The 25,370-nt window shown below is 60.3% G+C and carries 23 protein-coding genes; 2 read left to right on the top strand and 21 right to left on the bottom strand.

Going from position 1 to position 25,370, the window contains the following annotated elements; genetic code table 11:
* Positions 1–208: 208 nt before the first annotated feature.
* The 8 genes from FDN03_RS06000 to FDN03_RS06035 form a co-directional block, all read right to left on the bottom strand.
* Positions 209–859 (bottom strand): hypothetical protein, encoded by a 651-nt coding sequence (locus FDN03_RS06000; RefSeq protein WP_138175046.1) that lies wholly within the window; start codon positions 857–859, stop codon positions 209–211.
* Positions 860–1,236: 377 nt separating this feature from the next.
* Positions 1,237–2,442 carry a glycerophosphodiester phosphodiesterase family protein gene (locus FDN03_RS06005; RefSeq protein WP_249354330.1) on the bottom strand — a complete coding sequence of 402 codons (1,206 nt, stop codon included), beginning with the start codon at positions 2,440–2,442 and terminating at the stop codon, positions 1,237–1,239.
* Between the two features lie 127 nt (positions 2,443–2,569).
* Positions 2,570–3,367, bottom strand: coding sequence for an IclR family transcriptional regulator C-terminal domain-containing protein (locus FDN03_RS06010; protein WP_249354332.1), 798 nt, complete (start codon positions 3,365–3,367; stop codon positions 2,570–2,572).
* 149 nt (positions 3,368–3,516) lie between these two features.
* Positions 3,517–4,173: a 3-oxoacid CoA-transferase subunit B gene (locus FDN03_RS06015; RefSeq protein WP_054821251.1), complete on the bottom strand. Its 657-nt coding sequence runs from the start codon at positions 4,171–4,173 to the stop codon at positions 3,517–3,519.
* Positions 4,173–4,844 carry a 3-oxoacid CoA-transferase subunit A gene (locus FDN03_RS06020; protein WP_138175050.1) on the bottom strand — a complete coding sequence of 224 codons (672 nt, stop codon included), beginning with the start codon at positions 4,842–4,844 and terminating at the stop codon, positions 4,173–4,175. Before FDN03_RS06020 ends, FDN03_RS06015 begins: the two co-directional genes overlap by 1 nt.
* Positions 4,845–4,898: 54 nt before the next feature.
* Positions 4,899–6,110 carry a thiolase family protein gene (locus FDN03_RS06025; protein ID WP_138175052.1) on the bottom strand — a complete coding sequence of 404 codons (1,212 nt, stop codon included), beginning with the start codon at positions 6,108–6,110 and terminating at the stop codon, positions 4,899–4,901.
* A gap of 959 nt (positions 6,111–7,069) precedes the next feature.
* Complete coding sequence (locus FDN03_RS06030; RefSeq protein ID WP_138175054.1) at positions 7,070–8,485, bottom strand: MFS transporter; 1,416 nt, start codon at positions 8,483–8,485, stop codon at positions 7,070–7,072.
* A gap of 26 nt (positions 8,486–8,511) precedes the next feature.
* Positions 8,512–9,573, bottom strand: a complete 1,062-nt coding sequence (locus tag FDN03_RS06035; protein ID WP_249354334.1) for an MBL fold metallo-hydrolase — start codon at positions 9,571–9,573, stop codon at positions 8,512–8,514.
* 99 nt (positions 9,574–9,672) lie between these two features.
* Between FDN03_RS06035 and FDN03_RS06040 the strand changes: the two genes are divergently transcribed.
* Complete coding sequence (locus tag FDN03_RS06040; RefSeq protein ID WP_138175058.1) at positions 9,673–10,566, top strand: LysR family transcriptional regulator; 894 nt, start codon at positions 9,673–9,675, stop codon at positions 10,564–10,566.
* On the opposite strand, the gene FDN03_RS06045 is transcribed toward FDN03_RS06040, so the two are convergent.
* The 4 genes from FDN03_RS06045 to FDN03_RS06060 form a co-directional block, all read right to left on the bottom strand.
* A complete protein-coding gene (locus tag FDN03_RS06045) occupies positions 10,563–11,363 on the bottom strand; it encodes an aspartate dehydrogenase domain-containing protein (RefSeq protein ID WP_138175060.1) in 801 nt (266 codons plus the stop codon). The genes FDN03_RS06040 and FDN03_RS06045 overlap by 4 nt on opposite strands.
* Positions 11,364–11,572: 209 nt before the next feature.
* On the bottom strand, positions 11,573–12,925 hold the full coding sequence (locus FDN03_RS06050; RefSeq protein WP_138175062.1) for an MFS transporter: 1,353 nt from the start codon (positions 12,923–12,925) through the stop codon (positions 11,573–11,575).
* 14 nt (positions 12,926–12,939) lie between these two features.
* A complete protein-coding gene (locus tag FDN03_RS06055; protein ID WP_138175064.1) occupies positions 12,940–13,956 on the bottom strand; it encodes a PDR/VanB family oxidoreductase in 1,017 nt (338 codons plus the stop codon).
* 37 nt (positions 13,957–13,993) lie between these two features.
* Complete coding sequence (locus FDN03_RS06060; RefSeq protein WP_138175066.1) at positions 13,994–15,088, bottom strand: aromatic ring-hydroxylating dioxygenase subunit alpha; 1,095 nt, start codon at positions 15,086–15,088, stop codon at positions 13,994–13,996.
* 166 nt (positions 15,089–15,254) lie between these two features.
* Between FDN03_RS06060 and FDN03_RS06065 the strand changes: the two genes are divergently transcribed.
* Complete coding sequence (locus FDN03_RS06065; protein WP_138175068.1) at positions 15,255–15,851, top strand: PadR family transcriptional regulator; 597 nt, start codon at positions 15,255–15,257, stop codon at positions 15,849–15,851.
* A gap of 499 nt (positions 15,852–16,350) precedes the next feature.
* Here FDN03_RS06065 and FDN03_RS06070 read toward each other — a convergent pair whose 3' ends face one another.
* From FDN03_RS06070 to FDN03_RS06110, 9 genes are all read right to left on the bottom strand, one after another.
* On the bottom strand, positions 16,351–17,244 hold the full coding sequence (locus tag FDN03_RS06070; protein ID WP_138175070.1) for an ABC transporter ATP-binding protein: 894 nt from the start codon (positions 17,242–17,244) through the stop codon (positions 16,351–16,353).
* On the bottom strand, positions 17,234–18,007 hold the full coding sequence (locus tag FDN03_RS06075; RefSeq protein WP_138175072.1) for an ABC transporter permease: 774 nt from the start codon (positions 18,005–18,007) through the stop codon (positions 17,234–17,236). The genes FDN03_RS06070 and FDN03_RS06075 overlap by 11 nt, the downstream gene beginning before the upstream one ends.
* Positions 18,004–18,759 (bottom strand): ABC transporter permease, encoded by a 756-nt coding sequence (locus FDN03_RS06080; protein WP_349291707.1) that lies wholly within the window; start codon positions 18,757–18,759, stop codon positions 18,004–18,006. Before FDN03_RS06080 ends, FDN03_RS06075 begins: the two co-directional genes overlap by 4 nt.
* A gap of 83 nt (positions 18,760–18,842) precedes the next feature.
* The gene (locus FDN03_RS06085) at positions 18,843–19,820 is read right to left on the bottom strand and encodes an ABC transporter substrate-binding protein (RefSeq protein ID WP_138175074.1); all 978 of its coding nucleotides are present in this window, start codon (positions 19,818–19,820) and stop codon (positions 18,843–18,845) included.
* Between the two features lie 73 nt (positions 19,821–19,893).
* The gene (locus tag FDN03_RS06090) at positions 19,894–20,949 is read right to left on the bottom strand and encodes an ABC transporter substrate-binding protein (protein ID WP_249354337.1); all 1,056 of its coding nucleotides are present in this window, start codon (positions 20,947–20,949) and stop codon (positions 19,894–19,896) included.
* Between the two features lie 170 nt (positions 20,950–21,119).
* Positions 21,120–22,649, bottom strand: a complete 1,530-nt coding sequence (locus FDN03_RS06095; protein WP_138175076.1) for a long-chain fatty acid--CoA ligase — start codon at positions 22,647–22,649, stop codon at positions 21,120–21,122.
* A 103-nt stretch (positions 22,650–22,752) separates the two neighbouring features.
* Positions 22,753–23,223 carry a MaoC family dehydratase gene (locus FDN03_RS06100; protein WP_138175078.1) on the bottom strand — a complete coding sequence of 157 codons (471 nt, stop codon included), beginning with the start codon at positions 23,221–23,223 and terminating at the stop codon, positions 22,753–22,755.
* A 69-nt stretch (positions 23,224–23,292) separates the two neighbouring features.
* Positions 23,293–24,480, bottom strand: a complete 1,188-nt coding sequence (locus FDN03_RS06105) for an acyl-CoA dehydrogenase family protein (RefSeq protein WP_138175080.1) — start codon at positions 24,478–24,480, stop codon at positions 23,293–23,295.
* Positions 24,477–25,370 carry an amidohydrolase family protein gene (locus FDN03_RS06110; RefSeq protein WP_138175082.1) on the bottom strand — a complete coding sequence of 298 codons (894 nt, stop codon included), beginning with the start codon at positions 25,368–25,370 and terminating at the stop codon, positions 24,477–24,479. Before FDN03_RS06110 ends, FDN03_RS06105 begins: the two co-directional genes overlap by 4 nt.

The following is a 25,370-nucleotide window of genomic DNA, read 5'->3' on the forward strand; positions in this document are numbered from 1 at the left end:
GGAAAAGCCAAGCGGAGAAACTAAAACCCCACTACAGACTGGTACATCCGCCGTTTTACCCACGAGAAGTCATGGCAGCGCCCAAATGCTGTGAGTAACCTATCGCTGGCCGGTTGCCGCCACCACACCGGACCATGATCAAACAGACTTCTCCCGTGTATTCCAGCTCCTGGCTCCCTACCTGCTGAGGTTGGCCATGCTGGCGCACTTACTGGTTGGCCTGCGGACCGCCGCTGCTCCAGTCGTAGCCGCTTTCGGTCACCACAATCTTCCACGGTCCGTCGGGGACATCGACTTCATCGACGAACCGCCACGAGACCCCGGCCTGGGTTCCGTTCAGCGCATCAAAGCCCAGACATCCAACGACTGCCGGGGAAACATCCATTCCGGCCCCGTTGAACTCGGAGTTCTTCGGGCGTTCGTTGTTCTCCCCGAAAACATACTCAAAGTCGTCGTAGACGACAGGGCCCGCATCGGCGATCTGGGCGAAACAGGTCTTGCCCCGAAAGCTCAATTCAACCCAGCGGTTCTTCATGTAGGAGAAATTCTTGTTCTCCAGATTTCCGGCATAGCCGAAGTCGTTGGCCCACGGGATCAGGTGGCGCTGCGAGAACGCCTTCTCGTTGGTCACGTCATTGAACGGCAGGTCCAGGTAGAAGGGGTTCTGCTGGGGTGTCATGTGCTTCGGGAAATAGTTGTTGGCCGCCTCACGAACCTCCGTGTTGCAGACGCCGTCTTCGACCACGCCGTCACATCCGCCGTAGCGCTCGTACCACCATCCGTCGTAGGCACTGATCATCTGCGAGCCGTCGTGGGCGTTCGGATCATGGATTTCCCCAACCCAGAAGGTGGTGGCCACCAGGCACAGATGCCAGGGAAAGCTTCGTCCTAACAGCGTTCGCGGGCCACGCCCGGTCGCGGCGCTCCACCAGTTGCCGGTAACGGTTCGAAGCTTGCATTTCAGTTCGTTTACGCCCAATGCTCCCCCTGCGACTTTGCCGTTCCAGTGCAGTGGCACAAGGTTCGGACCCCAATTTCCCCACCTTTAGTGAACCCGGTTTTCCCGGGGCGGGGCAAACCGTGTCGCAGGGCGCGCGTGTCGCGTGGTGGGGGCTTTCATCAGTTTTTCGCCCCCGGCACGCCCCTGCCCCTGCTGGCTTGGGAATCTGTGGGTCCCCCAAGCCGGCAGGGGCAGAAGCGGTGGATGGGATTGTGACGTTGGCGGATCCGGGCCGGTTAGTTGGCGAAGGTGTCCACGAGTTTGCCCTGCCCGTTCCACAACCCCAGCGAGTCACCACCGTTGTTTAGGATTGCGCTGCCCATATCGGCGTAGAAGGCATCCATGCTGCTGGTGCCGGGGCCAGGGTAGACGCGCAGCTGGCCTCCGGCGGGGATGGTGTAGCCGGCAGGAATCTGCAGCAGGTTATTGGCGGCATCGCGCAGCAGATAGCCCGAGGCATCGACCGGACGGTGCCCGGGGTTGCTCAGCACCACGTGTTCACCGGTCTCGGGCTGCAGGTCATTGCCCGGCACGTCGTTGACCGATGAGTGGATCACCAAGCCGGGCTTGCCCGGAAACGGGTCACGACCGGAGAAGTGCCGGGACAGCTGGGCCGGGAAATCACCGGTAATGCGTTCCACGCCCAGCTGCCTGGCGGCATCGGCAGACTCGGTGGAGTTCACCGTGTAAACGCCCAGGCCGAGCCCGGCCCGCTTGACCCGTTCGGCACCGGCTGCATCCAGGGTCCGATAGCTGGTGCCGAAGGCGTCTGCGAATCGGGAGTAGCCTTCCAAGGTGGCGGCGTCCGGCACGGTGCCGGCCAGCTGCTGCAGCGGCACCTCGGGGGCCAGCTGCGCGAACCGCTGGTTGGATTCGGCGTCAAAGCCGAGCACTTCAATGCGCCCGGCATCGAGCAGCCGGGACCAGCTGCGCTCCTGCTCCAGCGCCTTGGCCACCACTTCTTCGACGCCCGGCGAATTCTTGGGCGACTTGATCTCAATGAAAACCCCGGTAGTGCCGGTAACGGCCTGCGGCACCTGGTCAAAGTGCGGGATGCGTTCCCCGGCGTAGGCCGCGGAGAAATAGGAGCCGGCATCCAGCTGCTGCAGCTCATCCCAGGTAAATGACGTGATCGGCTGATGCTCGCGGCCTGGGAACACCTGCTCGACATTCGTGGTGCGTGCCGGGGTGTCGTCATGGAAGACGAACGGGACGCCGTCGCGGCTGAGCTGCACGTCGATTTCGATGAATTCGGCACCGGACTGGCTGCCGGCTTTGATGGCGGGAAGCGTGTTTTCCGGAGCCACTCCGGCAGCTCCCCGGTGGCCGATGAGTAGGGGTTCGTCTTGTGAGTGGGGTCCCGGAGCGGCGGTGGCCGGCAGCCCCAGCCCGGCGAGCATGAGGGCTGAAAGCGCCCCAAGGCAAAGCGATCGAATGTTCACGTCAGCGGTTCTCCTGTGTTTCGAATACAACACCGCCTACTGTTTCGCGCTCGGGCAACAGCTCTGCGAAATGGACGTGAACTGAGCCTGAACCGAAGATATTCCGAGTCAGTACATCTCTTGATAACTAGCGCCGCGCGGCGAGCGCCTCCTCGACCTGGCCGGCCGCCCGCAGCAGCTGCGGGAGCACTCGCTGGGCCGCTTCCTGCGCATCGGCCGGGCTGTCGGGTCCCACGCTCATGGATACGTTCATGGCCGCCGCGATGCTGCCGTCCTTGCTGAACACCGGAACAGCCACCGAGCGCAGTCCGACGGACAGCTCCTGGTCCACCAGTGCGTACCCTCGTTCCCGGACCTTCTCCAGTTCCGCTTCCAAGGCCTTGGCGTCGGTGATGGTGCGCGGGGTCAGTGCAGTCGGAGTGTCCTGGAGGACCTGCTGCACGGTTTGCGCCGGCTGATGGGCCAGCAGCACCCGGCCCATGGAGGTGCTCAGCGCCGGGAAGCGGGTCCCCACAGAGATCCCCACCTGCATGATGGAGCGGGTGTGCACGCGGGCGATGTACATGATTTCACTGCCCTGCAGCACGGAGGCGGAGGCCGATTCCCCGACACTTGCGGAGAGCTCCTCCAGCACCGGTTCAATGAGTTGCGGCAGGGTGGCGCTGGACAGGTAGGCATACCCCAGCTGCAGCACCAGCGCGGTGAGCGCGAACTGCTTCCCGTCCGTGCGCACGTAGCCCAGCTCGGCCAGGGTGTGCAGGAATCGGCGCGCGGTGGCCCGGGACAGTCCGGTGCGTGCGGCGACTTCGGACAGCGTCATGGACGTGTGTTCGGCGTCGAAGCTGCGGATGACCTGCAGCCCGCGGGCCAGGGACTGCACCGAGGTCTTCGCCGACGTGCTGTTCTCGCTGTTCTCGCTGCTCAAGGCTCTCCTGATTGATGTGCTCCGCCCACGGGGTGCCGTGCTGCGGGGATGGTGAAGGGGCACGCGGCCTGGGATGGCGCGTGCCCCTCCTAATTTACTGGTTGTTGGCGAGCACCGCCTCCGCGGATGCCCGCGGCGGCCTGGCGCGTTTAGCCGCGGGCGAGTTCGACCGGCAGCTTGGCCTGAAGCTCCTCGAAGCTGATCCCGTGGGTGGAGCGCACGAACACCTGCCCCTGGCGCAGCTCAAAGACCGCGACCTCCGTATAGATTCGCGAGACGCAGCCGAGCCCGGTAACCGGATAGCTGAGCTGGTCCACCAGCTTGGAGTCTCCGTTCTTCGTAAACAGGCTCATCATGACCCAGGTCTGCTTGGCGCCGATGGCCAGGTCCATGGCGCCGCCCACGGCCGGGATCGCCCCTTCGGCTCCGGTGTGCCAGTTGGCCAGATCCCCGGCGGCCGAGACCTGGAAGGCCCCGAGCACACAGACATCCAGGTGCCCGCCGCGCATCATGGCGAAGGAGTCGGCGTGGTGGAAGAAGCTGGCTCCGGGCAGCTCGGTGACCGGAATCTTGCCGGCGTTGATCAGGTCCTCGTCCACCTGCTCCCCGGTGGCCACCGGTCCCATGCCCAGCATTCCGTTCTCGGTGTGCAGGGTGACGCCCTGTTCGGCGGTGAGGAAGTTGGAAACGTTGGTGGGCTGGCCAATGCCAAGGTTGACGAAGGCACCGGCGGGGATGTCCGCGGCCACCATCTGGGCCATCGCATCGCGGGTCAGTTTCTCATCGGTGTGCAGCAGCGTGCTCATCAGTTCTTCCCTCCCAGTGCCACCATGGTGTCCACGTAGATGCCCGGGGTCACCACGACCTCCGGGTCGATGCCGCCCACCGGCACGATCTCATCAACCTGGACAATGGCCTGCTTGGCGGCGGCGGCCATGATTGGTCCGAAGTTGCGCGCGGTCTTGCGGTAGACCAGGTTGCCGTGGGTGTCAGCCCGCAGCGCCTTGATCAGTGCGACATCGGCGTGGATCGGGGTCTCCAGTACATAACCGCGCCCGTCAATCATGCGCGTTTCCTTGCCCTCGGCCAGCAGCGTGCCGTAGCCGGTGGGGGTGAAGAATCCGCCGATCCCGGCGCCCGCCGCACGAATCCGTTCGGCCAGGTTTCCCTGCGGAACCAGCTCCAGCTCGATGTCCCCGGCCCGGTAGGCCTCATCAAAGTGCCAGGAATCGGATTGGCGGGGGAAGGAGCAGATGATCTTCTTTACCCGACGTTCCTTGATCAGCAGGGCCAGGCCCGCGTCGGCCTGTCCGGCGTTGTTGTTCACCACGGTCAGATTCGTGGCCCCGCCATCAAGCAGGGCGTCGATCAGTTCCATGGGTTGCCCGGCGTTGCCGAAGCCGCCGATCAGAACGGTGGATCCGTCCTTCACTTCGGCCACGGCCTCGGCGGGCGAGGTGGCGATACGTGGTGCCATCAGTGTCTACCTCTCTGAGCGAAAATCCTTGGGAGGGATGAACTCCCGGTGTGGCTAGTTGGCGGCGTTGACGTTCTCGATGACCACGGCCAGGCCCTGGCCAACGCCAATGCAAATGGCCGCCAGGCCGTAGCGCTGCCCCGATTCCTGCAGTCGACGGGCCAAGGTTCCCAGTATGCGCAGGCCCGAGGCGCCCAACGGGTGGCCGATGGCGATGGCCCCGCCCCAGGCGTTGACGATGTCCGGGTCAATGTCCCAGGCGCGCAGGCAGGCCAGCGACTGCGCCGCAAACGCCTCGTTCAGTTCCACCGCGGCGATGTCGTTCCACGACAGTCCCGCCTTGGACAGCGCCTTGTTGGCCGCCTCGACGGGGGCAAATCCAAAGTACTGCGGGTCCAGGGCGTGGGCCGCGTTGGAGATGATGCGGGCCAGCGGGTCCAACCCGAGCGCCTGTCCTCCGGCTTCCGAGCCAATGAAGACTGCCGAGGCCCCGTCATTCATGGGTGAGGCGTTCCCTGCGGTCACGGTTCCGGTTTCGGCCGGGCGGAACACGGTGCGCAGTCCGGAGAGGGTTTCCGCCGTCGAGTCCGGGCGGACGGTCTCGTCGCGGGTGACTTCGGTGCCCTTCTTGGACGCTGGGGGCACCGGCACGACAAGGTTGTCGTACTTGCCGGCCTGCCAGGCGGCGGCAGCCTGCTGGTGGGAGGTCGCCGCGAACTGGTCCTGGTCTTCGCGGCTGATCTGGTACTTTTCACGCAGCTGCTCGGTCGCTTCACCAAGCGAAACAGTCCATTCACCCGGCATGGACGGATTGACCAGGCGCCACCCCAGGGTGGTGTTGGCCAGCTCCAGGTTGTTCATGGGGAAGGGGCGCTCGGTCTTGGGCAGCACCCATGGCGCACGGCTCATGGACTCCACTCCCCCAACAAGCACCAGATCCGCGTCCCCCGTGGCCACCTCGCGGGAGGCGGCGATGGCCGCGTCCAGGGAGGAACCGCACAACCGGTTCATGGTGGTGCCGGGGATGGAGGTGGGCAGCCCGGCCAGCAGCGTGGCCATGCGCGCGACATTCCGGTTCTCCTCGCCGGCCCCGTTGGCGTTGCCGAAAATAACCTCATCGATGGCGGAGGCATCCAGCTGCGGCGCGCGGGCCACCAGTTCGCGGATCACGTGCGCGGCAAGATCATCCGGCCGATGCCCTGACAGGCTCCCGCCCAGCTTGCCAAAAGGCGTACGGATCGCGTCATAGAGATAGGCCTGCTGCATGATTCTTACTCCCTCATCGCATAATGTTCGCACTATGAACTAATGTTCGTAAAATGAACTTTAGCAATGAATGAACCGCACTTCAATAAGGCAGGACATCTCCTTATCCGACGCGGGAGGACGCCGGTGGAACTTCCGTCCCTCCGGAACAATGCTTAAACCCCCGCAGCTGCGCTAGGAGCTAGCCAAGATCCATTGCCTCTGCCACTGCACCTTCGACAGGCTCATCGACGAGCAGACAACCGGTACTGCTGTCCCGTTCCTCGATTCCCAGTGGTATGCGGTTCCGGTACTCTCTGTGGTGCTCACGGGCGGCTCGACCATCCTGCCAGCAAGCGAATGCGAACCGCCTGCCGCAGATCAACAACAGAAAAGGATTTCCGGAGTGAGTGTAAGCCCGGCAGCGACCCTACGGCTCACAAACACGACTTCGGTTATCACGCGTGTTAGAAATAAAGACGGAAAGCCAGCCGTCGCTACCTTGTACCGCAGTTGCTGTCATGCACCCATAGCCAGTCGGAGCATGCGCTGGCAATTACATTGGTGTCGGCCAGAATACCGTGCCTGCCCAGACGGATCGGGATTCGTCTCAAGCTCAGTTCCACCTTGCTGTAAGCAGTCACCCCGAGCGAAATATCTCCACGGCTATCAGCGCGGCGCTGAACAGCAGCATCTGGTTACGCTTTCTTATGTGATGTAGCTTCAACAGGGTGAAAAAGGGGGGTCGCGATAGTCCTATGCCAGAGGGTTGCGTGCATCTACTGGAAGCCCCTGAAGCTTCGGGTTGCAGACAGGCGGCGCCGGGGTTTTCCGGAATGAGGAGGCCGGCCCGGGCCGCAACGAGGTCGGCGTGGAACCTAAGCTCCCTGGCCATGGTCACTCGTAGAAGTAGCCAGTCGCAGAATGCGCCTGGAGGGTGCTCCCGCACAGACGGGAATACCCTCCAGGCTCAGACAATGCTAGATATTCGAAGCCAATTGCTTTCCCGGGATCTCGGGGGTCGCAGCGCTCTCAACACCTGACTCAACCCGGTCGAGGCTCTGGATATCCTCACCTGACCGATCCTGGGACATCAACAATCCACCTAGTGCGAGAGCCGAGAATCCCATCCAGAGGATGCCTACCATCCACAGATTGCCACCCCCAGCGATAACCAGGGCGGTCGCGATCATCGGCGTGAACCCGGCCCCCAGGGTAGAAGCCAGCTGGTACCCGACGGAAGTGCCCGAATAGCGCACTGAAGTGGGGAAAAGCTCTCCAGCGAATGCACCGTACGGGCCCGAGGTGAAACCCTGAACCAGGCTCAGACCAAGGATCATGGCCGCTAGGAAGGCCAGCATGCTACCGGCATCCAGCAGGAAAAGCACGGGGAAGGCTAGGGCCATGGCGGTAAGGTTGCCGATGACCAGGATGCGCCGCCGCCCGAAACGGTCGCTGAGCCGCGAAGCGATGATGATGAAGACGATGGTGAATACACCGCCGATGGCCTTCATATTCAAAACCTCTGATGGGGCTAGGATCGCCTGTTGCACCGCGTAGGAGATCGCCCATGCTCCCATCAGGCCTTGGGTCATCTGGCCGGACAGACCGGCGAGTACCGCGGCGAGCAGGGGTTTGCGGTGGTTCCGGAACAGGTCTGCGACGGGTACCTTGCGCTGGGCCTTTTCCGAGGCCAGAGACATCTCGCGGAACACACGCGATTCGCTGACCTTCATACGAATGAAGATCGCCACCATCATCAGCGCGGCCGAGAAGATGAAGGGAACGCGCCAGCCCCATGCCAGAAACTGAGCGGACGGCAAGAGGGTCATCAAGGACAGGATCAGCGTACCGAGGATCGTTCCCGCTGGAGCACCCATATAGGCGAACGACGAGGCAAAACCGCGAGACTGCCGCTTGGCGCTCTCAAAGGCGAGCAGCATGGCCCCACCCCATTCGCCTCCCACTGCAAGGCCCTGGAAAAATCGCAGGGAAACCAGCAGAAGTGGCGCCCAGATACCGATTTGATCGGTTGTCGGCATCAGTCCCATGAGAGTCGAGGCGATACCCATGATCAGCACCGTCGCCATCAGAATCGTCTTTCGCCCCACCCGGTCACCGAGGTTCCCGAAAATGAGACCACCCAAGGGGCGGGCGACGTATCCAACTGCTAAGGTCCCGAAGGAGACGAAGATCGCGATAGCTGGATCCAAATCCGCGAAAAAGACTTTATTGAAGACGATTCCTGCGGCAGTGGCGTACAGAATGAAGTCATAGTACTCCACTGCCGTGCCCATGAAGCTGGAAAACAGGATCCGACGCATGTCCTTGCGCGACGCGTGGTAGACGGCCCCCTGAGATTCAGGAGATGCCGACGAATTGTGTGATGTCGTCATTGCTCTGTCCTTGAGTTGCGTGTGATTCAGTAAGACGCCGTCATGCCGGCCGAGAGGGACCGCTGCCCTTCCAACGACCGTCCAAAGGGAATGATTTCCAGATCATCGGGAATCGTAAGGTGTCCGGCGAAGGTGTTACGCGCCGACTGCCATGCTTGTGGCGGCGAATAAGTAGGAACAAGATGGTGAAGGGCCAAGTGTTTAACACCGGCATCCGTGGCGATCTGGCCGGCTTGTTCGGCGGTTGTGTGAGCCCGCCGATGGTGATCCATGGTGGCTTCAAGCATCTTCGGGTCTTTGTACTTTGTCGCCATCAGCTCCAGATTGATGGCCTCGTGAAGCAGCAGGTCAGTTCCCTCCGCAAGGCGTACCATGTTCCGGCACGGCGCGGTATCTCCTGAGATGGTGACTGATCCCTCGAGCGTGTCGAACCGGAACGCGAAAGCCGGCGCGGTGGGATGGTGCGAAACCAGGATCGCGCTCACGGTGACTAGCTCATCCTCATAGACGACCAATGGATCCATATCAGGTGCTACATCCGTGTTCGGATCAAAGCCGAGGTGCTCGGGAATTTGGATCTCCCGTGCAGCAAACTGCTCTACTGGGGACTTGGCCAATGAGTCGAAGATCCGGTCGTTGCAGTCGGTGGCGTAGGCCTCAAGCAGGCCGTGCAGCAGTCCACCCACCCCTGGGGTTGGCCGCCCCGGCGCGACCGGCGATGGCACTTTGGTAGCGCGCGGCGAGAGCGGCGGGAGTTTGCCACGGTCACCAGGGCCGACAATTGGGATCGGCCCACGTGGAGCGTTCTTGAGCTCAAACGCGCCGAACAGGAGCAAGGAGGGCAGGTCAACTGTGTGATCGGAATGCATGTGCGTGATAAAGATGCCGCCTAGGTTGGACATGGAAAGTCCCGCTACATTTGCCTGGCGCCCCGCACCTTGTCCGCAATCAACCAGGTACCAGCGTTCGCCGACAACCACAGCCGTGGCGATGCCAAATCGAGGTTCGCCATTTCGATCGGACCACCAACGAGGGCCGCCGGCCGTACCGAGGGTGATCACATATGGGTTCAAGCTGTTGGAGTTCAAGGTCTGTCGCTTTCCTGAAGTGGGTGATTGATTCAATATTGGTGGTCTACGCCACATTTGACCAGCTAAACTTATTGAAATAACACATTAGGAGACCTAATGACTACAGAGCTAACGCTTCGACAACTCGAATATTTTGCGGCGCTGGCAGAAACGCGATCGGTGACTGCGGCGGCGAAAAGTTGCCATGTGAGCCAAGGGGCAGTGAGTCTAGCGCTCGGCCAGCTAGAGGAGGCTCTTGGCCTGAGTCTGGTGATCCGACGTCCGGGAAAGTCACTTCAGTTGACGGCGGAGGGGCGCATGGCTGCCGCACGGGCTAGATCGGTGGTCGAGCAAGTAAAGACCTTGAGGGACGAAGTTACCCGGGCACACGACGAGTTGGCAGGACGGTTGAATATTGGCGTGTTCACGACCGTTGCGGCTCTGGTAATCCCGCATCTGGCGCACTGGTTCGCGGATCGGCACCCCGCCGTCGAGGTTAACTTCATCGAAGCGCCCGGCCCGGAGCTGCGGGAGGCAGCCGATAACGGACGGACGCAGCTGTCGATCGGTTATGTGGCCATGTTCGACGATCACAGCGACGTTCAGGTGATCCATAAGTTCTACCGGCAGGTCCTGCTCAGCCCCACCCACCCTCTAGCGGCCTATGAGTCACTCAGTTTCGGCCAGCTGACCGACCATCCGGCAGCACTGCTAAGCCTGGAACCAGCGTTGCAGCGCACTTTGGCAGAATTTCATCGGTATGGTGTTGAGCCCAAGGTCAAATGGCTTTTTGCTAATGTTCCAGCGATCCACTCGCTGGTCGGCCGGGGGCTTGCCTACTCGTTGCTGATGCAGCCGACGAGTGCCAGCCCGGAAGGCTTACCCCTGTTGATGCGGCCGCTAAGCGATCCCACCGAACCGAATTCCCTGGTCGCCGCACTGCCCCGTGGCGTACGGCCGAGCGCCATGGTGCAGGAAGCGATCAGAGCTCTGAAAGCACAATGGCGCTAGGCAAATCCGCCGCGCACAGCCAGGATCGATTCCAACGAACGCAGCACGGCCCAAGGCACCACACCGCTAGTTCGCGGATTCCTCGGGTCGGGTCGGTTATTAATGCTGAACTCGTAGTCGCCGCCGGGCCCGCTCGCCTCGATGTGGTGCCGGGTCAAGTGGGCATGCGGGTCTGCAACCAGCCGCACCGTCACTGCGTCCCAGGCACCCACCGCCAGTGCCACCGCAGCTACCACATTCAGGGAGCGCGGAAACAACCCGGCAGCCTCACGTGCCAGACCGCAAAAGACATCGACTGCCACTTGGGTTCCCGCGAGTTCCCGTTGTTGCTCTTCGGTCATCCACGCCTGGACGAGGGTAGCGGGTTTCTTGCGCGTGGTGATCATGATGCGCTCAAATTTGCCCATGCGGGCTGCGGCCGAAAGTAGGTCCAGGCCACCAATCGCCCCAGAGGTCAGGAATAGCCGGCCGGGACCGGCCTGCTGCAATCGGCTTGCGAGCTCCTCATCGGCCAGCGCGCCGATTGAAGTCACCAGCAGATCGACTCCGGAATCCAGGACGGCCTCGGCGTGCTCAGCTACCACCGGCTGCCCCGCGCATTCCACCAGCACGTTGCACTCTGTCAACGCCTCGTCGAGCGACAACAGGCGGATCGATGCCGTGTGCGGGGTGCCGCGCCCCACCACCCCGGCCAGCACCGCGCCCTCTACGCGGCCAGCGGCCAGCTCGGCCGCCACCGTGGAACCGATCGCCCCATGGCCCACCACGCCGATGCGACGTACGGTGCGGGCAGTCATCTGCTTTCCTCCTGGACTCCAATCAGAATGAACATCATTTGGTTGATGCCCTAGCGCCAGCATAGGACAGTCAGAGGTGCGTCGAGCAGAGGCCGGCCGCAGCCGAGTACACATGGCCGTACTCCGAACGTCCCGCTGCGGAACTTTAGGGTTCTTCAACGGTTCGCCCGGAGCAGGGCAATTTGCGCGTAGCGGAGGACGGCGCACGGCTAGTTGGAAGCGACGGCCTCCTGCGCCACCGGGCCATTGCCAACTACAGACCGCTCTCGCATTAGCAGCAGCGCGGCGGCTGCCACCAGCATCACAACACCCACGCCCAAGTAGAGCTGGCCGGCGGTCCATGCGGCATCCAGCAGCATCCCAGCTGCGAGGGGGGCCAAGATCGCACCGAACCGGCCAATGCCGATCGCCCAGCCGACCCCAGTGCTGCGGGTCTGCGCCGCGTAAGAGGCGGGGGTAAGCGTGTACAGGCCGGCAATGCAGCCATTGACCAGCATGCCCACCACCACCCCCAGCGCGAAAGCTAGTGCCAACACACCAGCCGTGGAGATAAACAGCACCATTGTTGCCGAGGAAAGTACGGTGAAGACCACCAGCACCTTGCGCACCGCCCAGCGGGTGGTCAGGGCTCCGAAGAGCAACGAGCCGAAGATGCCGCCCAGAGTGAGCATCAGCCCGCCGACAACTCCTTGGCTCTCGGTCATGCCGGCGGTGACCAGCAACTTCGGAGTCCAGGAGTTCACGAAATAGAAACCGAACATCACGGCGAAGAAGGACACCCAGATCAGCCCGGTAGCCCTGCGGTTCTCGCCGCTGAATAACGCCAACACACCCTGATTGGAGGAACGGGCGGGCGTGGTCGCCGACTCAGCGATCGTGCCCAGTGGGTTGGCCGCGTCCAGGCGCATCCTGTGTGCCAGCACCGAAAGCTTGGTCTCGGCGCGTCGTGGACGCCGGGTGAGCAGGTAGTCCACGGACTCAGGAACCACCAGCGCCAGCAGTACGAACGCCACCGTAGTCAATACCCCGCCGAAGATGAATACCGAACGCCAGCCGTAGCTCGCCTGTAGAGCGACAGCGGCCATGCCACCGAGCGTCGCACCCACCCCGTACCCTGCGGTATAGATACTCACCGCCATGCCGCGCCAGCGCTGGTTGGAGTATTCACTTGTGATCACATTGGTGCAGGCCAGAATACCTCCCACGCCCAAACCAGTCACGATGCGCCACAGACTCAGTTCCACCATGCTGTGCGCGGTCGCCGAGAGAAACATGCCAACCGCGGTCAGTGCGGTGGTGAATAGCAGCATCGGGCGGCGCCCGAAGACATCGGCGAACGGTGCCAGGAACAGCGAGCCGGCGGCCATGCCCAGCAGGCCAGCGCTGAGCAGCACGCCCAGCTCGGAGCCGGTAAGCGCGAACTCTTCGGACACGCGGTTGGCGGTGAAGGCCATGGCCAAAACATCAAAACCGTCCAGTGCGTTGAGAAACGTACACACTGCGACGACAACCCACTGGAAGGGCGACATGACCGATGAATCGATTCTTTCCTTCAAGTTCATGCGAGGTTCCTTCACTAATTGGGCTCGATAACAACGACAGCAGGCCCATCGCCGTGGGCGGCGTCGGTGCGCGCCCCGGTCGGGGTGGTAACCGCTCGCGAAACGCAGCAGTTCATCTTGGAGGATTGGCGCTTCTGGCGCTCGGAGTAGAACACGTCGCGGTGGTCAATGCGCCCGCGCAGCTCGGTGACGCGCACCTCGCACAGCCCACACTCGCCCTTGCGACAATCGAACATCATTTCCGCCCCTGCGTCCTCCAGCGCCTCGAGCATCGAGCGGTCCTGCGGCACGCTGACCTCCAGACCCAGCTTGGGCACCTTGACGATGAACTCCTCCGGGTCGTACCAGCCGCTGTTGCCGAAGGTCTCGTAACGTAGCGAGGAGAATTCCAGATCATCGCGCTCTGCCCAACCACGACGCACCGCATCCATTAGTCGAATGGGTCCGCACATGTACAGTTCGGTGTCCGCAGTAGCCCTGACGAGCAGTTCGGGGACTTCCAGCGAAGTACCCTCATCATCCACGTGCAATTCCAGCCGTTCGCCGTGCTCAGCCCTCAACTGTTCCAGGTATGCCATGGCGGTCCTGCGGCGTCCGGCATATACCAGGGTGTAGTCCGCCTTCAATCGCTTGAGCACAGAGGCCATGCTGATGACCGCGGTGATGCCCACACCGCCGGCGAGCAGAATGTAGTGCGTGGCACCCACACGTAGCGGGAAATTCTGCAGCGGCTGGGTGATTTCCAGACGCTGCCCGACCTCTAGCTGGTGCATGTATACAGATCCGCCGCGCGAGAGCGGCGATTTCAGCACGCTGATCGCCAGACGCGAGCCATCCTCGCTGGTGTCCACCACCGAATAGCTGCGCTTGGTCTGCTGGCCGTCGATCTCGACCATTAGGTCGATATGGGACCCGGGTTCCGCGCGCGTGGGCAGTTCCGGTTCCAGTTCGATGCGCACGATGCCGTCAGCAACCTGTGCCGAGCGCGTGATCGTGGCATCCTGCCATACCTCAATATTTGTCGCTGCCATTAGATTTGCTCAGTCCTTTGTTCCGTTCCCCCGTCCGCTAAGCGGAGGTGTTCACGCGACCTTCGGCTTGCATCATAGATTCCAGGATGCGGCGCACCCACATACCGCCCGAGTCAATGTTTAGGTTGTAGAACTCGTAGTCCGGATTCGCGTCGATCGCTTCCTGTTGAGCCTTGAGCATGCGCTCGTCCTCGCCGAACACCCCGTGCACACCATCGCGTAGCTGGGTGGTGATCAGCTGGCTTTCGAGCCGGTAGTTGCGCATGAAGGCCCAGAAGTAATGGGACGAGCGGTCCGTCTCTGGGGTGATCGTATTCATGACGTAGCCGTTGACGCCCTGGCTACGGTCGCCTTCCGGAGCCCCGGTTCCCGCCTTCGCCACGCCCACGTCGATGCGGATAGTCGAGGGGGCTTCGAAGTGAATGATCTGCCAGCGGTCGACCTTACCCTCGAAGTCAGGGAACTTGTCCCGCATATTCTTGCGCCAGAACGGCGGAGCCTCGATGTTGTGCATCCAGCGTGTGACGGTCACCCGGTTGCCCTCACGGATAGTGACGAACTCCGATTCGCTCAACTCGTCCTGACCGATCGATGAGGAGTGCACGAATTCCTCATGGGTCAGGTCCATCAAGTTGTCCAGGATCAGCTGGTAGTTGCACTCGGCATGGATGGTCTGCCCGTCGCCGGCCCACTCGGCCGAGTCCATCTGCTCCATGTCCGGCACCAGGTCCGGATCAGCTTGCGTGGCATCCCCCATCCAGATCCATATGAAGCGATACCGTTCGACCACTGGGAAGGAAGGCACTGTAGCGGAGGGATTAATGGTCTCCTGTGCTGGCATGTTCACGCAGCGCCCTGCGGAATTGTAGACGATGCCATGATACGGGCACTGGATCCCGTCCTTGCCCACGGTCTTCCCGAGCGACAGAGGGGCGAGGCGGTGCCAGCACGAGTCCGCCAGGGCCACAGCTTTGCCGTCTTCGGTCCGATATAGAGCTACCGGGCGATTGGCGATACGCCGCGACATGGGAGTGCGCGTCACCTCATGGTCCCAGGCAGCAACGTACCAGGCGTTCAGCGGATGACCCAGAATTTTGGCAGTGGTGGTGCTCGAAGTGGCAGTGGTGGTCATGACGATCCTCTCCAAAGGGTGCGGGAACTGCGCCCGTCCGACGGGAAAACGAAGAAAAGGGGGGAAGCGTAAAAAACACAACTAACTATGCGCATAGTTAGTTGGCATGCAATTAGAATAGCTATACAGATAGTGGTTTGCAACACATTTTGGGAAGGATTTCTTCGTGAGCCTGCGATACGCGCTACTGGCCCTGCTGACGGTTGAACCCATGACAGGCTACGACCTGCACAAACAGTTCGAGTCCTCCGTGGCCCATGTATGGCATGCCCCGGATTCGCAAATCTATCCGGAGCTACGGCGCATGGAGTCCGCAGGCTTGATCGAAGGGGAGGAAATTCCGTGGGGTCCCCGAGGACGCAAACGCCAGTATCACATCACTGACGCGGGACGCAGGGACTTCAAAAGATGGATGAACGCACCTATGGAGTATGCGCGCACGCGGGACCCAGCCCACCTTAAGGCCGCCTACCTCGAATGGGCAGACCCGAAGTCGGCCCGAGAATTCTTCCGCTCACATATCGAATACCACGAGGCGCTGCGTGAGCAATGGCTCGATACCGCCCAAGCGATCCGGGACAAAAGCAGCGCGATGCTGCACCGCCGCTTGGAAAACACGCCGCCGCAGGCCCGCGAAGCCACGATCGCTTTCAAGGAATTCACCTACCAAGGATTGATCGCCAAAACAGAAGCAGAAATCGAATGGGCCCGGCGCGGCCTACAGCTCGTCAATCGTTTGGGGCAATGTCCGCTCCCGACTTAGCGCAGAAGACCTACCAAGCATGAGCATACTGAAGCGATGCTAACGGGCATAGCTGTGAAGGAAGAGGTTCAAGAACGAGTGCCCCTTCTCCGATGGTATTTCGAGTCGCCCGGAGCGTCTCGACGCACAGTTGTCCTCTATAAACGCAACACATGGGGACGAGGAGGGGTAGTGCCAGGGTAGAACCTGGTTTACTCCCAAATGACTACAGTTGAGATACCTCGGCGATTTCTTCATACACCAATCTCTGCAGAGAGACCATCTCCCCCTTCGGACTGTTCAGCTACGTCTCGACGAGAAACACCTTCGCTCGCCCCACCCGATCCACTGCAAGTATTCGCTTGTGGTTTGCCTGCCGCACGGCTCCCGTCGAGTAAACCTTGAAAGGCCTATATGGCCTTCAAGGTTCGTTTTCCCGGCTTCAGACACAGGTATTCCCCCGAACTGTGTTCGGGGGAATACCTGTGGTCATGCGTGACAACTCACGACTGAAGCCGCCCTACTTGGGATCTTTTAGAACCTGGGTAATCGCTTCCTCCGGACGGTGCCCCTTCTTCGCCAACTGGATTTGTTCGTATACGTGGTGGCGCAGCTCGGTAAACCTCGGCAACGAGCGGGTCTCCAACTGATCACGTTCATCAGGTAGGTCTATAATCAGGTCCTCCTGCACCACGGTGGGTGAGGAGGAGAGGATGATAACGCGCTGCCCTAGATACACTGACTCGTCGATGTCGTGGGTGACGAATAGGACTGTCACGCCCAGTTTCTTCCACACCGAGCGGATCAGGTCCTCCAGATCCGCACGTGTCTGCGCGTCTACGGCTGCGAACGGCTCGTCCATAAGCAAGACCTCGGGCTGATAGGCCACCGCTCGGGCAATCGCCACGCGCTGCTGCATGCCGCCCGACAGCTGCCAGGGGTAGGACTTAGGCACGTGGGATAGCCCCACCGCCTCCAACGCTTCGTCTACCAGCTTTTTGCGTTCGGCCTTCGCCACGCCCGCATTTTTCAGTGGCAGCTCGACGTTCTCCGTTACCCGTAGCCACGGAAAGAGCGACCGGCCGTACTCCTGGAAAACCACCGCCATCTTCTTCGGCGGGCCAGTCACCAGCCGCCCATCGAGCTTTACCTCGCCGCTGGTAGCGCTCATTAGCCCTGCAATGCACTTGAGCAAAGTCGTCTTACCGGATCCAGAAGGTCCGACTAGACACGCCAACTCATTACGCCCCAGATCGAACGTTAGATTGCGCACCGCCTCAATCGGACCGGCATCGGTTTGGTAAATCTTCTGCAGGTCACGCACCGAGAGCAACGCCTGACCTTCTGGCAACGTACGTCCTGCCGGGATCGGTTGGCCGCTCGGGTTCGCGGTGTTAGTTGCTTCAGACAGCATTTTCTACCTCTTTCAACCCGTGGTACCAGCGCAAGATTCGCCGCTCGGTCCACTGGAAAATAAATGACATCAGGACACCGATCAATCCCAGCACCACGATGCCAGACCACATTTCCGGTACCGCGAAAGAACGCTGGAACTGCACGATCGTGAATCCAAGCCCCGATGAGGAGGCAAACATCTCAGAAATGACCATCAGGATCAGGCCAATCGAGAGGCACTGGCGCACGCCGGCCATGATGGTCGGGGTCGCCGAGGGCAGTACTTGGTAGCGGATCCGGGAGAACCCACTGATCCCGTAGGAGCGGCTGGTCTCGTTCTGCACAGGGTCGATCGAGCGCACGCCCTCGATGGTGTTCAGCAGCACCGGCCAGATTGCGCCGGAGATGATCACCGCGACCTTCATGCCGTCGTTGATGCCCACTAGCAGCATCAGCACGGGAATCAGCACTGGTGGCGGCAACGCGCGGAAGAACTCGAACACCGGCTCGGTGATCGCCCGAGCGGTGCGGTTCATGCCCACAAGCAGTCCCAGCAGGATGCCCAGGATGATCGCCGAGAGCACTCCGATGATCAGGCGTCGGACACTGGGCAGCACGTCCGTGAAGAACCGGTCCCCCACCCAGGTGTCGATGAAGGTCTGGACCAGTTCGCCCGGAACCGGGACGAAGAAGCTGTCGGTGCCCTTCGATCCCAAGTACCACCAGAACACGAGGATTGCCGGAAGGCCCAGCAGGAAGGCGACTGACTTGAGAATTTTCATACGATCACTTCCCCACGAACGGATGGGTGCCAGGACAGCACCTTTTTCTCAATCGCGCGCATCACCAGATTGATCACCACGCCCAGCAGGCCGGTGGCGACGATCAGTGCGTACATCCCAGCGATGGCCCCGCCGGACTGCGCCAGCTGGATCTCGTGGCCGAGGCCCGGCGAGCCTATAATCAGCTCGGCGGTGATCGCCAGGATCAGCGCCACCGAGGCACCCAGGCGAATGCCTGTCATCAGGTAGGGCAGCACGGTCGGGAAAATCACGTCGCGCACCCGCTGGATCCAGGAGAACCCGTAGGAGCGGGCGGTCTGCATGGCCACATTGTCCACGTCAGCCACACCATACAGTACCTGGATAAACACCTGCCAGAAGCAGGCGTAGATGATCAGCATCAGCGAGGACTCGATCTTGGTGCCGAACATCAGCACCGCCAACGGGATCAGCGCCACCGACGGGATCGGGCGCAGGAACTCCACCGTGGAGTAGGTGAACCGGCGCAGGAACCCCGACATGCCGATCACCAAGCCCAGCACCAGGGCCAGCAGGACAGCCCAGAACAGGCCGATCGCCCATGCCATCATGGTCTCCCCTACCGACACCCAGAAGGCGGTGAAGGTGAAGTCCTTGGCAAGCTGAACCAGCACTTCGGAAGCTGGCGGCAGGTAGCGGCCTTGCACGATACCCAGCGTGGGCAGCAACTCCCAGATTCCCAGGAAGAAGACGACGCCAAGCAGCCCCCACACTGGGCGCGGCAGCCCTGTAGTCGGCTTGGCGACTTGCGCTTTGCGTCTCAGTTTTCGCGAGACCTCAGGTAACGTAGAGGCACTCACGGGAGTAGCTTCTCTAGGTCGAGCGTGTTTTCCAGGGTGCCGTATTTGTGCGCTGCATCGCCCAGTTTCTGTGCGGTATCGCGGTTGATTTCAGTACGGAAGCGGGGCAGGACCATTTTGGCGCGTACCTCCTCATTAATCTCCGTGTAATTTCCGACAATGTCGCGCACTTCGTCAGGGTTTTCTTGTGCGTATTCCAGCGACCTGTTCATCGCCCGGGTGAACTTTTCAGTGACTTCAGGGTTCTCTGCAGCATTCTTAGCGGATGTGAAATAGACCGCCACGTCCAGCTCCGGGTCGAACTCAGCGAAGTTGGATACCAACTTCTTGGCGTCCCCTTCAATCGCAACACTCTGGAAAGGCTCTAGAATCCAGGCGGCGTCCACAATGCCGTTCTCCAGCGCTGCAGGTGCGTCCGAGAAACCCACTTCAACGAACTCGACATTATCGGGATCTCCGCCGTCCCGCGCCACGAGCTCTGAGACAGTAGTGTCGCCAATATTAGACAGGTTATTCACCGAGACCTTCTTGCCTTCAAGATCTCTAGGCGATTTAATGTCCGACCCCTCCTTCACCAGTACTGAGCCTACGTCCGAATTCGCATCGCCCGTGGTTGTGATGCCATTAGCGACAACCTTCATCTCCAGACCTTTATCATTGGCGACCATCAGAGAGATTAGATTAGAAAAGGCATAGTCGTAACTGCCAGACTGAATCCCAGGAACGATTGCTGCGCCGCCTGACGCAGTTTCGATGGTCAAGTCCAAGCCTTCCTCCTCGAAAAACCCCTTTTCGTCGCCCAGCCAGATTGGGGCGGTATCCACAATCGGAATCACGCCCACCGTAATGTGTTCCAACTTATCGTTGCCATCAGCGCCAACCGTTTTCTCACCGTCGCTGGGAGAACCGGAACCGCAGGCGACCAGAGTCAAAACGGCCAGCGAGGATAGCGCCAATTTGAGCGAGTGTTTCATGGCTTTGTCTCCATTGACTTGAAAATTGATGCGCCCAGAAGACGCAGACTTTGAATATTCGCTAACAAGGCGCCTACTCGACGGTCATGTCTGCGATGTTTGGTGCGCTTTCAATGAATCCGAACTTGTCCGCCATCTTGGCCAGCATCTCGAGCTGCGCGGAAGGCACATCAGCATTCCAGGCCTCCATGACTATGCTCTTGGACTCTTCCGGATCCATATTGATGAAGTCGGGTAGCAAATCCCGCACCACGGCGTCGTCGTTCTGGGTATCCGTCAGGATCTCGTGCATTGCCTCTTTAAAATCGGCAATGGTTTCGGGGTTCTCTTCCGCGAACTTACCGCTGGTAAAGGAGACCATAGTTGGCATACCAGGGATAGCCTCCTGGTTCGGATATCCCAGCAATTCGTTGTTATCGTCAGCAAGGGCGCGGGACATGAAGGGTTCCGGAACCCAGATTGCATCTACATTCCGGCGATCCAACTGGGCCGGCATATCTGGGAATGGCATTTCGCTGAACTTCAGATCGTCAGGATTTACCCCGTCTATTTCCGCCGACTCCATAATGGTCAGGTCCCCCTGGGTTCGCAAGGCGTTAACTGAGGTGGTCTTGCCTGCTAGATCGCTCCAGCTGTCGATACCCGAGTCCTTGCGCACAATGACCGCATTGACGTCCTTGCCATCTGGATTAGAAGCGGAAAAGCCGGTGACTACTCTCATATCCAGTCCAGCGTCAACGGCGGTGATCACCGAGAGCGGGTTGCCAACGGCCAGGTTCAGCTCTCCGGTCGACACCGCAGGAAGCATCGCAGCTCCAGCATTGGAGGTGTTCAGCTCTACTTGTAAGCCATGCTTCTCAAAAATCCCCTCGTCAATCCCGTACTGCAGGGCCGCGGACGGTGCAATGGGCAAAATACCTAGCACCACCTTGGTCAATTCGTCCCCTTGAGGACTGCCGGAGCTGTCTTCACTTCCAGAGGGTGAGCCAGAACTGCAGCCGATCAGAGTCAAAGCGAGAATTGAGGCCCCTGCCACGATGGTTGAAAGGCGCTTGGTCATGTCTTCCCTTTCGATAAGTACGTCCATCCACCCCTGCTGGTAGACATCACCCCATGTGATGTGACGCACATTCCAACCATATCTAGGCCATTGAAAAAGTCAATAGTTGATCTTGTAACTTTTATTCAATATTAACGAGATGCTTGTAAATCAGCCAAGAGTCTTGGAGTGCGAGAGGGCCCGCCGAGCAACGCTGCAGCGATACTCGGCGGGCCCTACCCCTTTATTCTGTAAACCATTTAAGCGTTCGTGACACCGAACTGCTTGCGCAAGTCATTCTTGCGGATCTTCCCGCTGGCGGTGCGTGGCAGCTCGTCGACAATAACCGCCGTACGTGGGATTTTGTAGCGGGCTACTCGCTCGCTCAAGTGTGCAATGAGCTGCTCCGTGCTCAAGCTGCTGCCTTCTCTAAGCACCAGCACTGCCCGCGGCACCTCGCCCCATTTCTCATCCGGTACACCGATCACTGCCACCGACTCCACTGCTGGCAGCTCCATGATGGCCTGCTCGACTTCTGCCGGGTAGATATTTTCACCACCGGATATGATCATGTCCTTCAACCGATCCGAGATGAAAAGGAACCCGTCTTCGTCCAAATATCCCATGTCCCCGGAACGGAACCAGCCACCTTCATAGTACGAATTAGCAGTCGCCTCGGGACGAGCCCAATACTCACGAATAACGTTAGGTCCGCAGACGAGGATCTCTCCTACCTCTCCACGCGGCAAGTCCTGGCCCAGGGCATCGACCACGCGAACGTCGGTGAAAAAATGTGGCAGACCTGCTGACCCCATCTTTTCCCTGGTGTGTTCGGCTCGCAATGAGGTGGCTCCCGGAGACGTTTCTGTCATACCGTACCCACCGGAGAAGCCCAGCCCACGCGCTTCAAATGCCTCCAGCACGCGCATTGGAACGGCTGAACCGCCGCAAGTGAGCATTTCCAGGGAAGAGATATCTGTGGTATTCCACGCCTGGTCTTCAGCGAGTAGCTGGAAAGTGGTGGGTACCCCGGACAGTGAAGTAACCCGATACCGCTCGATGGCGGCCAACACTTCGTGGGGCAGGAATCGTTCCTGTAATACCAGGGTTCCGCCCTTAAGCAGTACCGGCAACGCCCCCATGCCCAGCGATGCGGTGTGGAACAGCGGGGCGATCAACAGAGCCACGGTTTTGCTGGTCACGTCATAATCGACCAACACGTTTAGAGAGTTCCAGGTCAGATTCCCATGGGTCAACACAGCCCCTTTCGGCGAACCTGTGGTTCCGGAGGTGTACAGGATGATAGCCGCATCTTCGTGTGCGACAGACACATCGCGGTGATTGTCTGCCGCGCCGGAGAGCATGGTTTCGTAGTCAGAAGACTCGCCTGGGTGGTTGGCGACCACGAGATATTCACGCACGGGCGAACTCTGCGCGGCGGCACGGCCTTGCTCATCTTGAGAGGCTAATACGATCAAAACTTCGCTGCCTGAATCATTCAGCGCGTAGTTCAACTCGCGGGGAGTTAGGCGTATATTCAGCGGCACAAAGACCGCCCCCAACTGGCCGGCAGCAAACATGGTTTCCAGAAAAGCAGGGTGGTTACCCCCTAGGAACGCCACACGCGTACCTTTGACTACCCCGCGTTCTGCTAACGCATTGGAAACCTGGTTGATGCGTCGAGCGAGCGCGTCATATGTCAATTCAAAATCGGCCAGAATCACAGCAGTTTGTCCGGCAGACTTGAGCCGGCGCCGGTGGATCCAGTTACCCACTCCATTGTTCAGCATCAGTATTCCCCTGTCAGAAATGTGTTAACCGCACGGCCACAAGGTCCAGGCAGGACGCGAAGCCAATGGCCAGCCCCGGGGGTCTGCCCCGGGGCCGCTGATCTTACGCGTAGAAGCGGTATAGGCCACGCGCAACTACGGCCGGCTTCGGTGCACCCTCAACCTCTACGATCTGATCTACTGCAATCTGATATCCACCGGTCACCTCTGTAACGTCGGCAATAGTGGCACTCATGCGGATACGGGCGCCTACCGGGACAGGCGAAGGGAATCGAACCTTCTCCAAACCGTAGTTGACCTTTGTTTTCACCCCGGTCACGTCGAACAGCTCGGACCAGAATGCGATCTGCAGACTGAGAGTGAGATAACCGTGGGCAATCGGACCACCGAACGGCCCCTGCTTTGCTTTCTCGGGATCAGTGTGGATCCACTGGTGGTCGTCAGTAGCATCCGCGAAGGTATTGACCTGCTCCTGGGTGACTTCGCGGTAGTCGCTGAACCCCAGTTCCATGCCTGCCGCATTGGCCAGTTCCTCGTAGCCGATTAGGGTTTTGGCGGTTGTAGTTTGATCCATGATGGACTGCCCCTTAGGTTGTTGGATCCTGCTTGTCAGTTTGTTGTTAGTTTGAGGTCGTGCGACGCCCTAGCGAAAAGCGCTGATACCGGTGGCGGCTCGTGCGATGATCAGGGAGTTAATCTCGTGGGTCCCTTCATAGGAATAGATTGCTTCGGCGTCCGCATGAAAGCGGGCAACGTCGCTCTGCAACAGAATCCCGTTGCCGCCGCAAACCTCGCGGGCCAGTGCCACGGTCTCGCGCAGCATCCGAGCGGTAAACATTTTGGCCATAGCAGAGGCCTCGTCCTTGTAGATCCCGGCCTCCTGTTGCTGTGTCAGGCGCACCACCATGCTCAGCGAGGCGTTAACGTTGGCCAACATGTGCGCCAGCTTCTCCTGTATTAGCTGGAAGCTGGCCAACGGCTTGCCGAACTGCTGGCGTTCCATAACGTACTTCAGCGCCGCTTCGTAGGCTCCGGCACCCGCTCCGGCAGCAATCCAGGCGACATCTGAGCGCATGTTTCGCAGACAAGCGGCCACGTCCGCAAAGGAGTTGATGTTTACCAGCCGAGCTTGCTCGGGCACCCATGCATCGACCAGTTCGATGTTCGCGTTCTGCATAATCCGCAAACTGGTCTTACCCTGGATCTTACTGATCGTCACACCTGTTGCATCGGTGGGCACCAGGAAGCACTTGACCTGCCCGTCCGCAGTGTCCCGGGCGAATACCGCCAGCACATCCGCTTGCGCAGCCCCGCCAATCCAGCGCTTCGCTCCGTTAATCCGCCAACCGGGCTTCCCGTCACGTTCCTGCGCAGTGGCGGTGCTGGCCAGACCACCAGCGATGTCCGAGCCGTGTTCCGGCTCGGTCAGCGCGAACACGCCTTTGTATTGATAGGAAGTAATCAGCGGATCCAGCTCGGCCACCTGCTCAGAGCTACCGCCAAGTTTCACAGTGGTGCGAAACAATCCCGACTGCGCGTTGTAGAAAGTGACCACCGACGCGTCCACGCGGCCAATTTCAAAGTTGCGGAAGCCATCGTACAACCCAGAGCGCTTCACCCCCACCGCCCGCAGTTCCGGTGGATCCATTAGGTCGGCTTCGACCAATGGCGCGATGATCTGCTCTGGAAATTCCCCGCGCTCCCAGTAATCGTTTATCACCGGACGCACGTGCTCGTTGAGTACTCCACGCAACCGCAACAGCACGGCTCGCTCCGGCTCGCTAAGCAGGTCCCAGTTCCCGTAGAGGTCGCAGGTCGGCTGCTCGTTCATCTCCGCTCGACCCCCAACACCTTGAGCGCATTGGCCTTCAGGATCTTCGGTCGCACCTGATCACTTAGCGCTAGGTCCTCGAAGGCTGCCATCCACTTAGTCGGGGTAATCAGCGGAAAGTCGGTGCCGAAGAGTACTTTGGAGGCCAACACGTTGTTGCTCAGTTTCACTAACGACTCTGGAAAGTACTTTGGACTCCAGCCGGACAGGTCAATGTACACATTCGCCTTGTGGGTAGCGATTGAATTGGCCTCGTCCTGCCAGGGCACGGATGGGTGCGCCATGATGATAGTCAGTTGCGGGAAATCGGCGGCGATATCGTCAAGCAACAAGGGATTGGAGTAGCGCAGCTTGATACCGTTGCCACCTGGCAGCCCGGCACCCATCCCGTTTTGCCCGGTGTGGAAGATGGCCGGCAATCCCAGGTCTTGTAGCACCTGCCAAAGCGGGTAATAAGTCGGATCGGAGGGGTCGAAGCTTTGAACCGAGGGGTGGAACTTGAACCCGCGCACGCCCAGCTCGGTGGCCTGATATTTCGCATCCTGCAATGCCGCATCCCCGCGACGCGGGTCTACGGATCCGAACGGAATCAGCACGTCGTTGTTACGGACGCACCCGGCCACCAGGTCCGCGACAGAGTTCGGCTCATGACCGAGCGCGGTGCGCGCGTCCACTGTGAAGACCACTGCGGCCATCTTGTGCTCTCGGTACACCTCAGCGATCCGGTCGATGGATGGAGTGCGTTCCTCGGACTTGAAATACTTGGCGGAGGCCTCAAAGAAAACCTCTGGCATAGCCTTGTGACCGCATTCGTCGATTTCCAGGTGCACGTGCATGTCCACGGCTTCGACTGCGTCAAAGTCGATGCCCAGTTCGTAACGAGTACTCAT

The organism is Glutamicibacter sp. V16R2B1 (assembly GCF_005774635.1).
Lineage (GTDB): Bacteria > Actinomycetota > Actinomycetes > Actinomycetales > Micrococcaceae > Glutamicibacter > Glutamicibacter creatinolyticus.

Bases quoted from the DNA above. Each gene is read 5' to 3' on its own strand.
- FDN03_RS06050 (WP_138175062.1), bottom strand. From the start codon at position 12,925: ATGAACTTGAAGGAAAGAATCGATTCATCGGTCATGTCGCCCTTCCAG.
- FDN03_RS06095 (WP_138175076.1), bottom strand. From the start codon at position 22,649: ATGCTGAACAATGGAGTGGGTAACTGGATCCACCGGCGCCGGCTCAAG.
- FDN03_RS06020 (WP_138175050.1), bottom strand. From the start codon at position 4,844: ATGGCACCACGTATCGCCACCTCGCCCGCCGAGGCCGTGGCCGAAGTG.
- FDN03_RS06025 (WP_138175052.1), bottom strand. From the start codon at position 6,110: ATGCAGCAGGCCTATCTCTATGACGCGATCCGTACGCCTTTTGGCAAG.
- FDN03_RS06060 (WP_138175066.1), bottom strand. From the start codon at position 15,088: ATGACCACCACTGCCACTTCGAGCACCACCACTGCCAAAATTCTGGGT.
- FDN03_RS06040 (WP_138175058.1), top strand. From the start codon at position 9,673: ATGACTACAGAGCTAACGCTTCGACAACTCGAATATTTTGCGGCGCTG.
- FDN03_RS06110 (WP_138175082.1), bottom strand. From the start codon at position 25,370: ATGAGTACTCGTTACGAACTGGGCATCGACTTTGACGCAGTCGAAGCC.
- FDN03_RS06100 (WP_138175078.1), bottom strand. From the start codon at position 23,223: ATGGATCAAACTACAACCGCCAAAACCCTAATCGGCTACGAGGAACTG.
- FDN03_RS06070 (WP_138175070.1), bottom strand. From the start codon at position 17,244: ATGCTGTCTGAAGCAACTAACACCGCGAACCCGAGCGGCCAACCGATC.
- FDN03_RS06045 (WP_138175060.1), bottom strand. From the start codon at position 11,363: ATGACTGCCCGCACCGTACGTCGCATCGGCGTGGTGGGCCATGGGGCG.
- FDN03_RS06075 (WP_138175072.1), bottom strand. From the start codon at position 18,007: ATGAAAATTCTCAAGTCAGTCGCCTTCCTGCTGGGCCTTCCGGCAATC.
- FDN03_RS06030 (WP_138175054.1), bottom strand. From the start codon at position 8,485: ATGACGACATCACACAATTCGTCGGCATCTCCTGAATCTCAGGGGGCC.
- FDN03_RS06015 (WP_054821251.1), bottom strand. From the start codon at position 4,173: ATGAGCACGCTGCTGCACACCGATGAGAAACTGACCCGCGATGCGATG.
- FDN03_RS06055 (WP_138175064.1), bottom strand. From the start codon at position 13,956: ATGGCAGCGACAAATATTGAGGTATGGCAGGATGCCACGATCACGCGC.
- FDN03_RS06085 (WP_138175074.1), bottom strand. From the start codon at position 19,820: ATGAAACACTCGCTCAAATTGGCGCTATCCTCGCTGGCCGTTTTGACT.
- FDN03_RS06105 (WP_138175080.1), bottom strand. From the start codon at position 24,480: ATGAACGAGCAGCCGACCTGCGACCTCTACGGGAACTGGGACCTGCTT.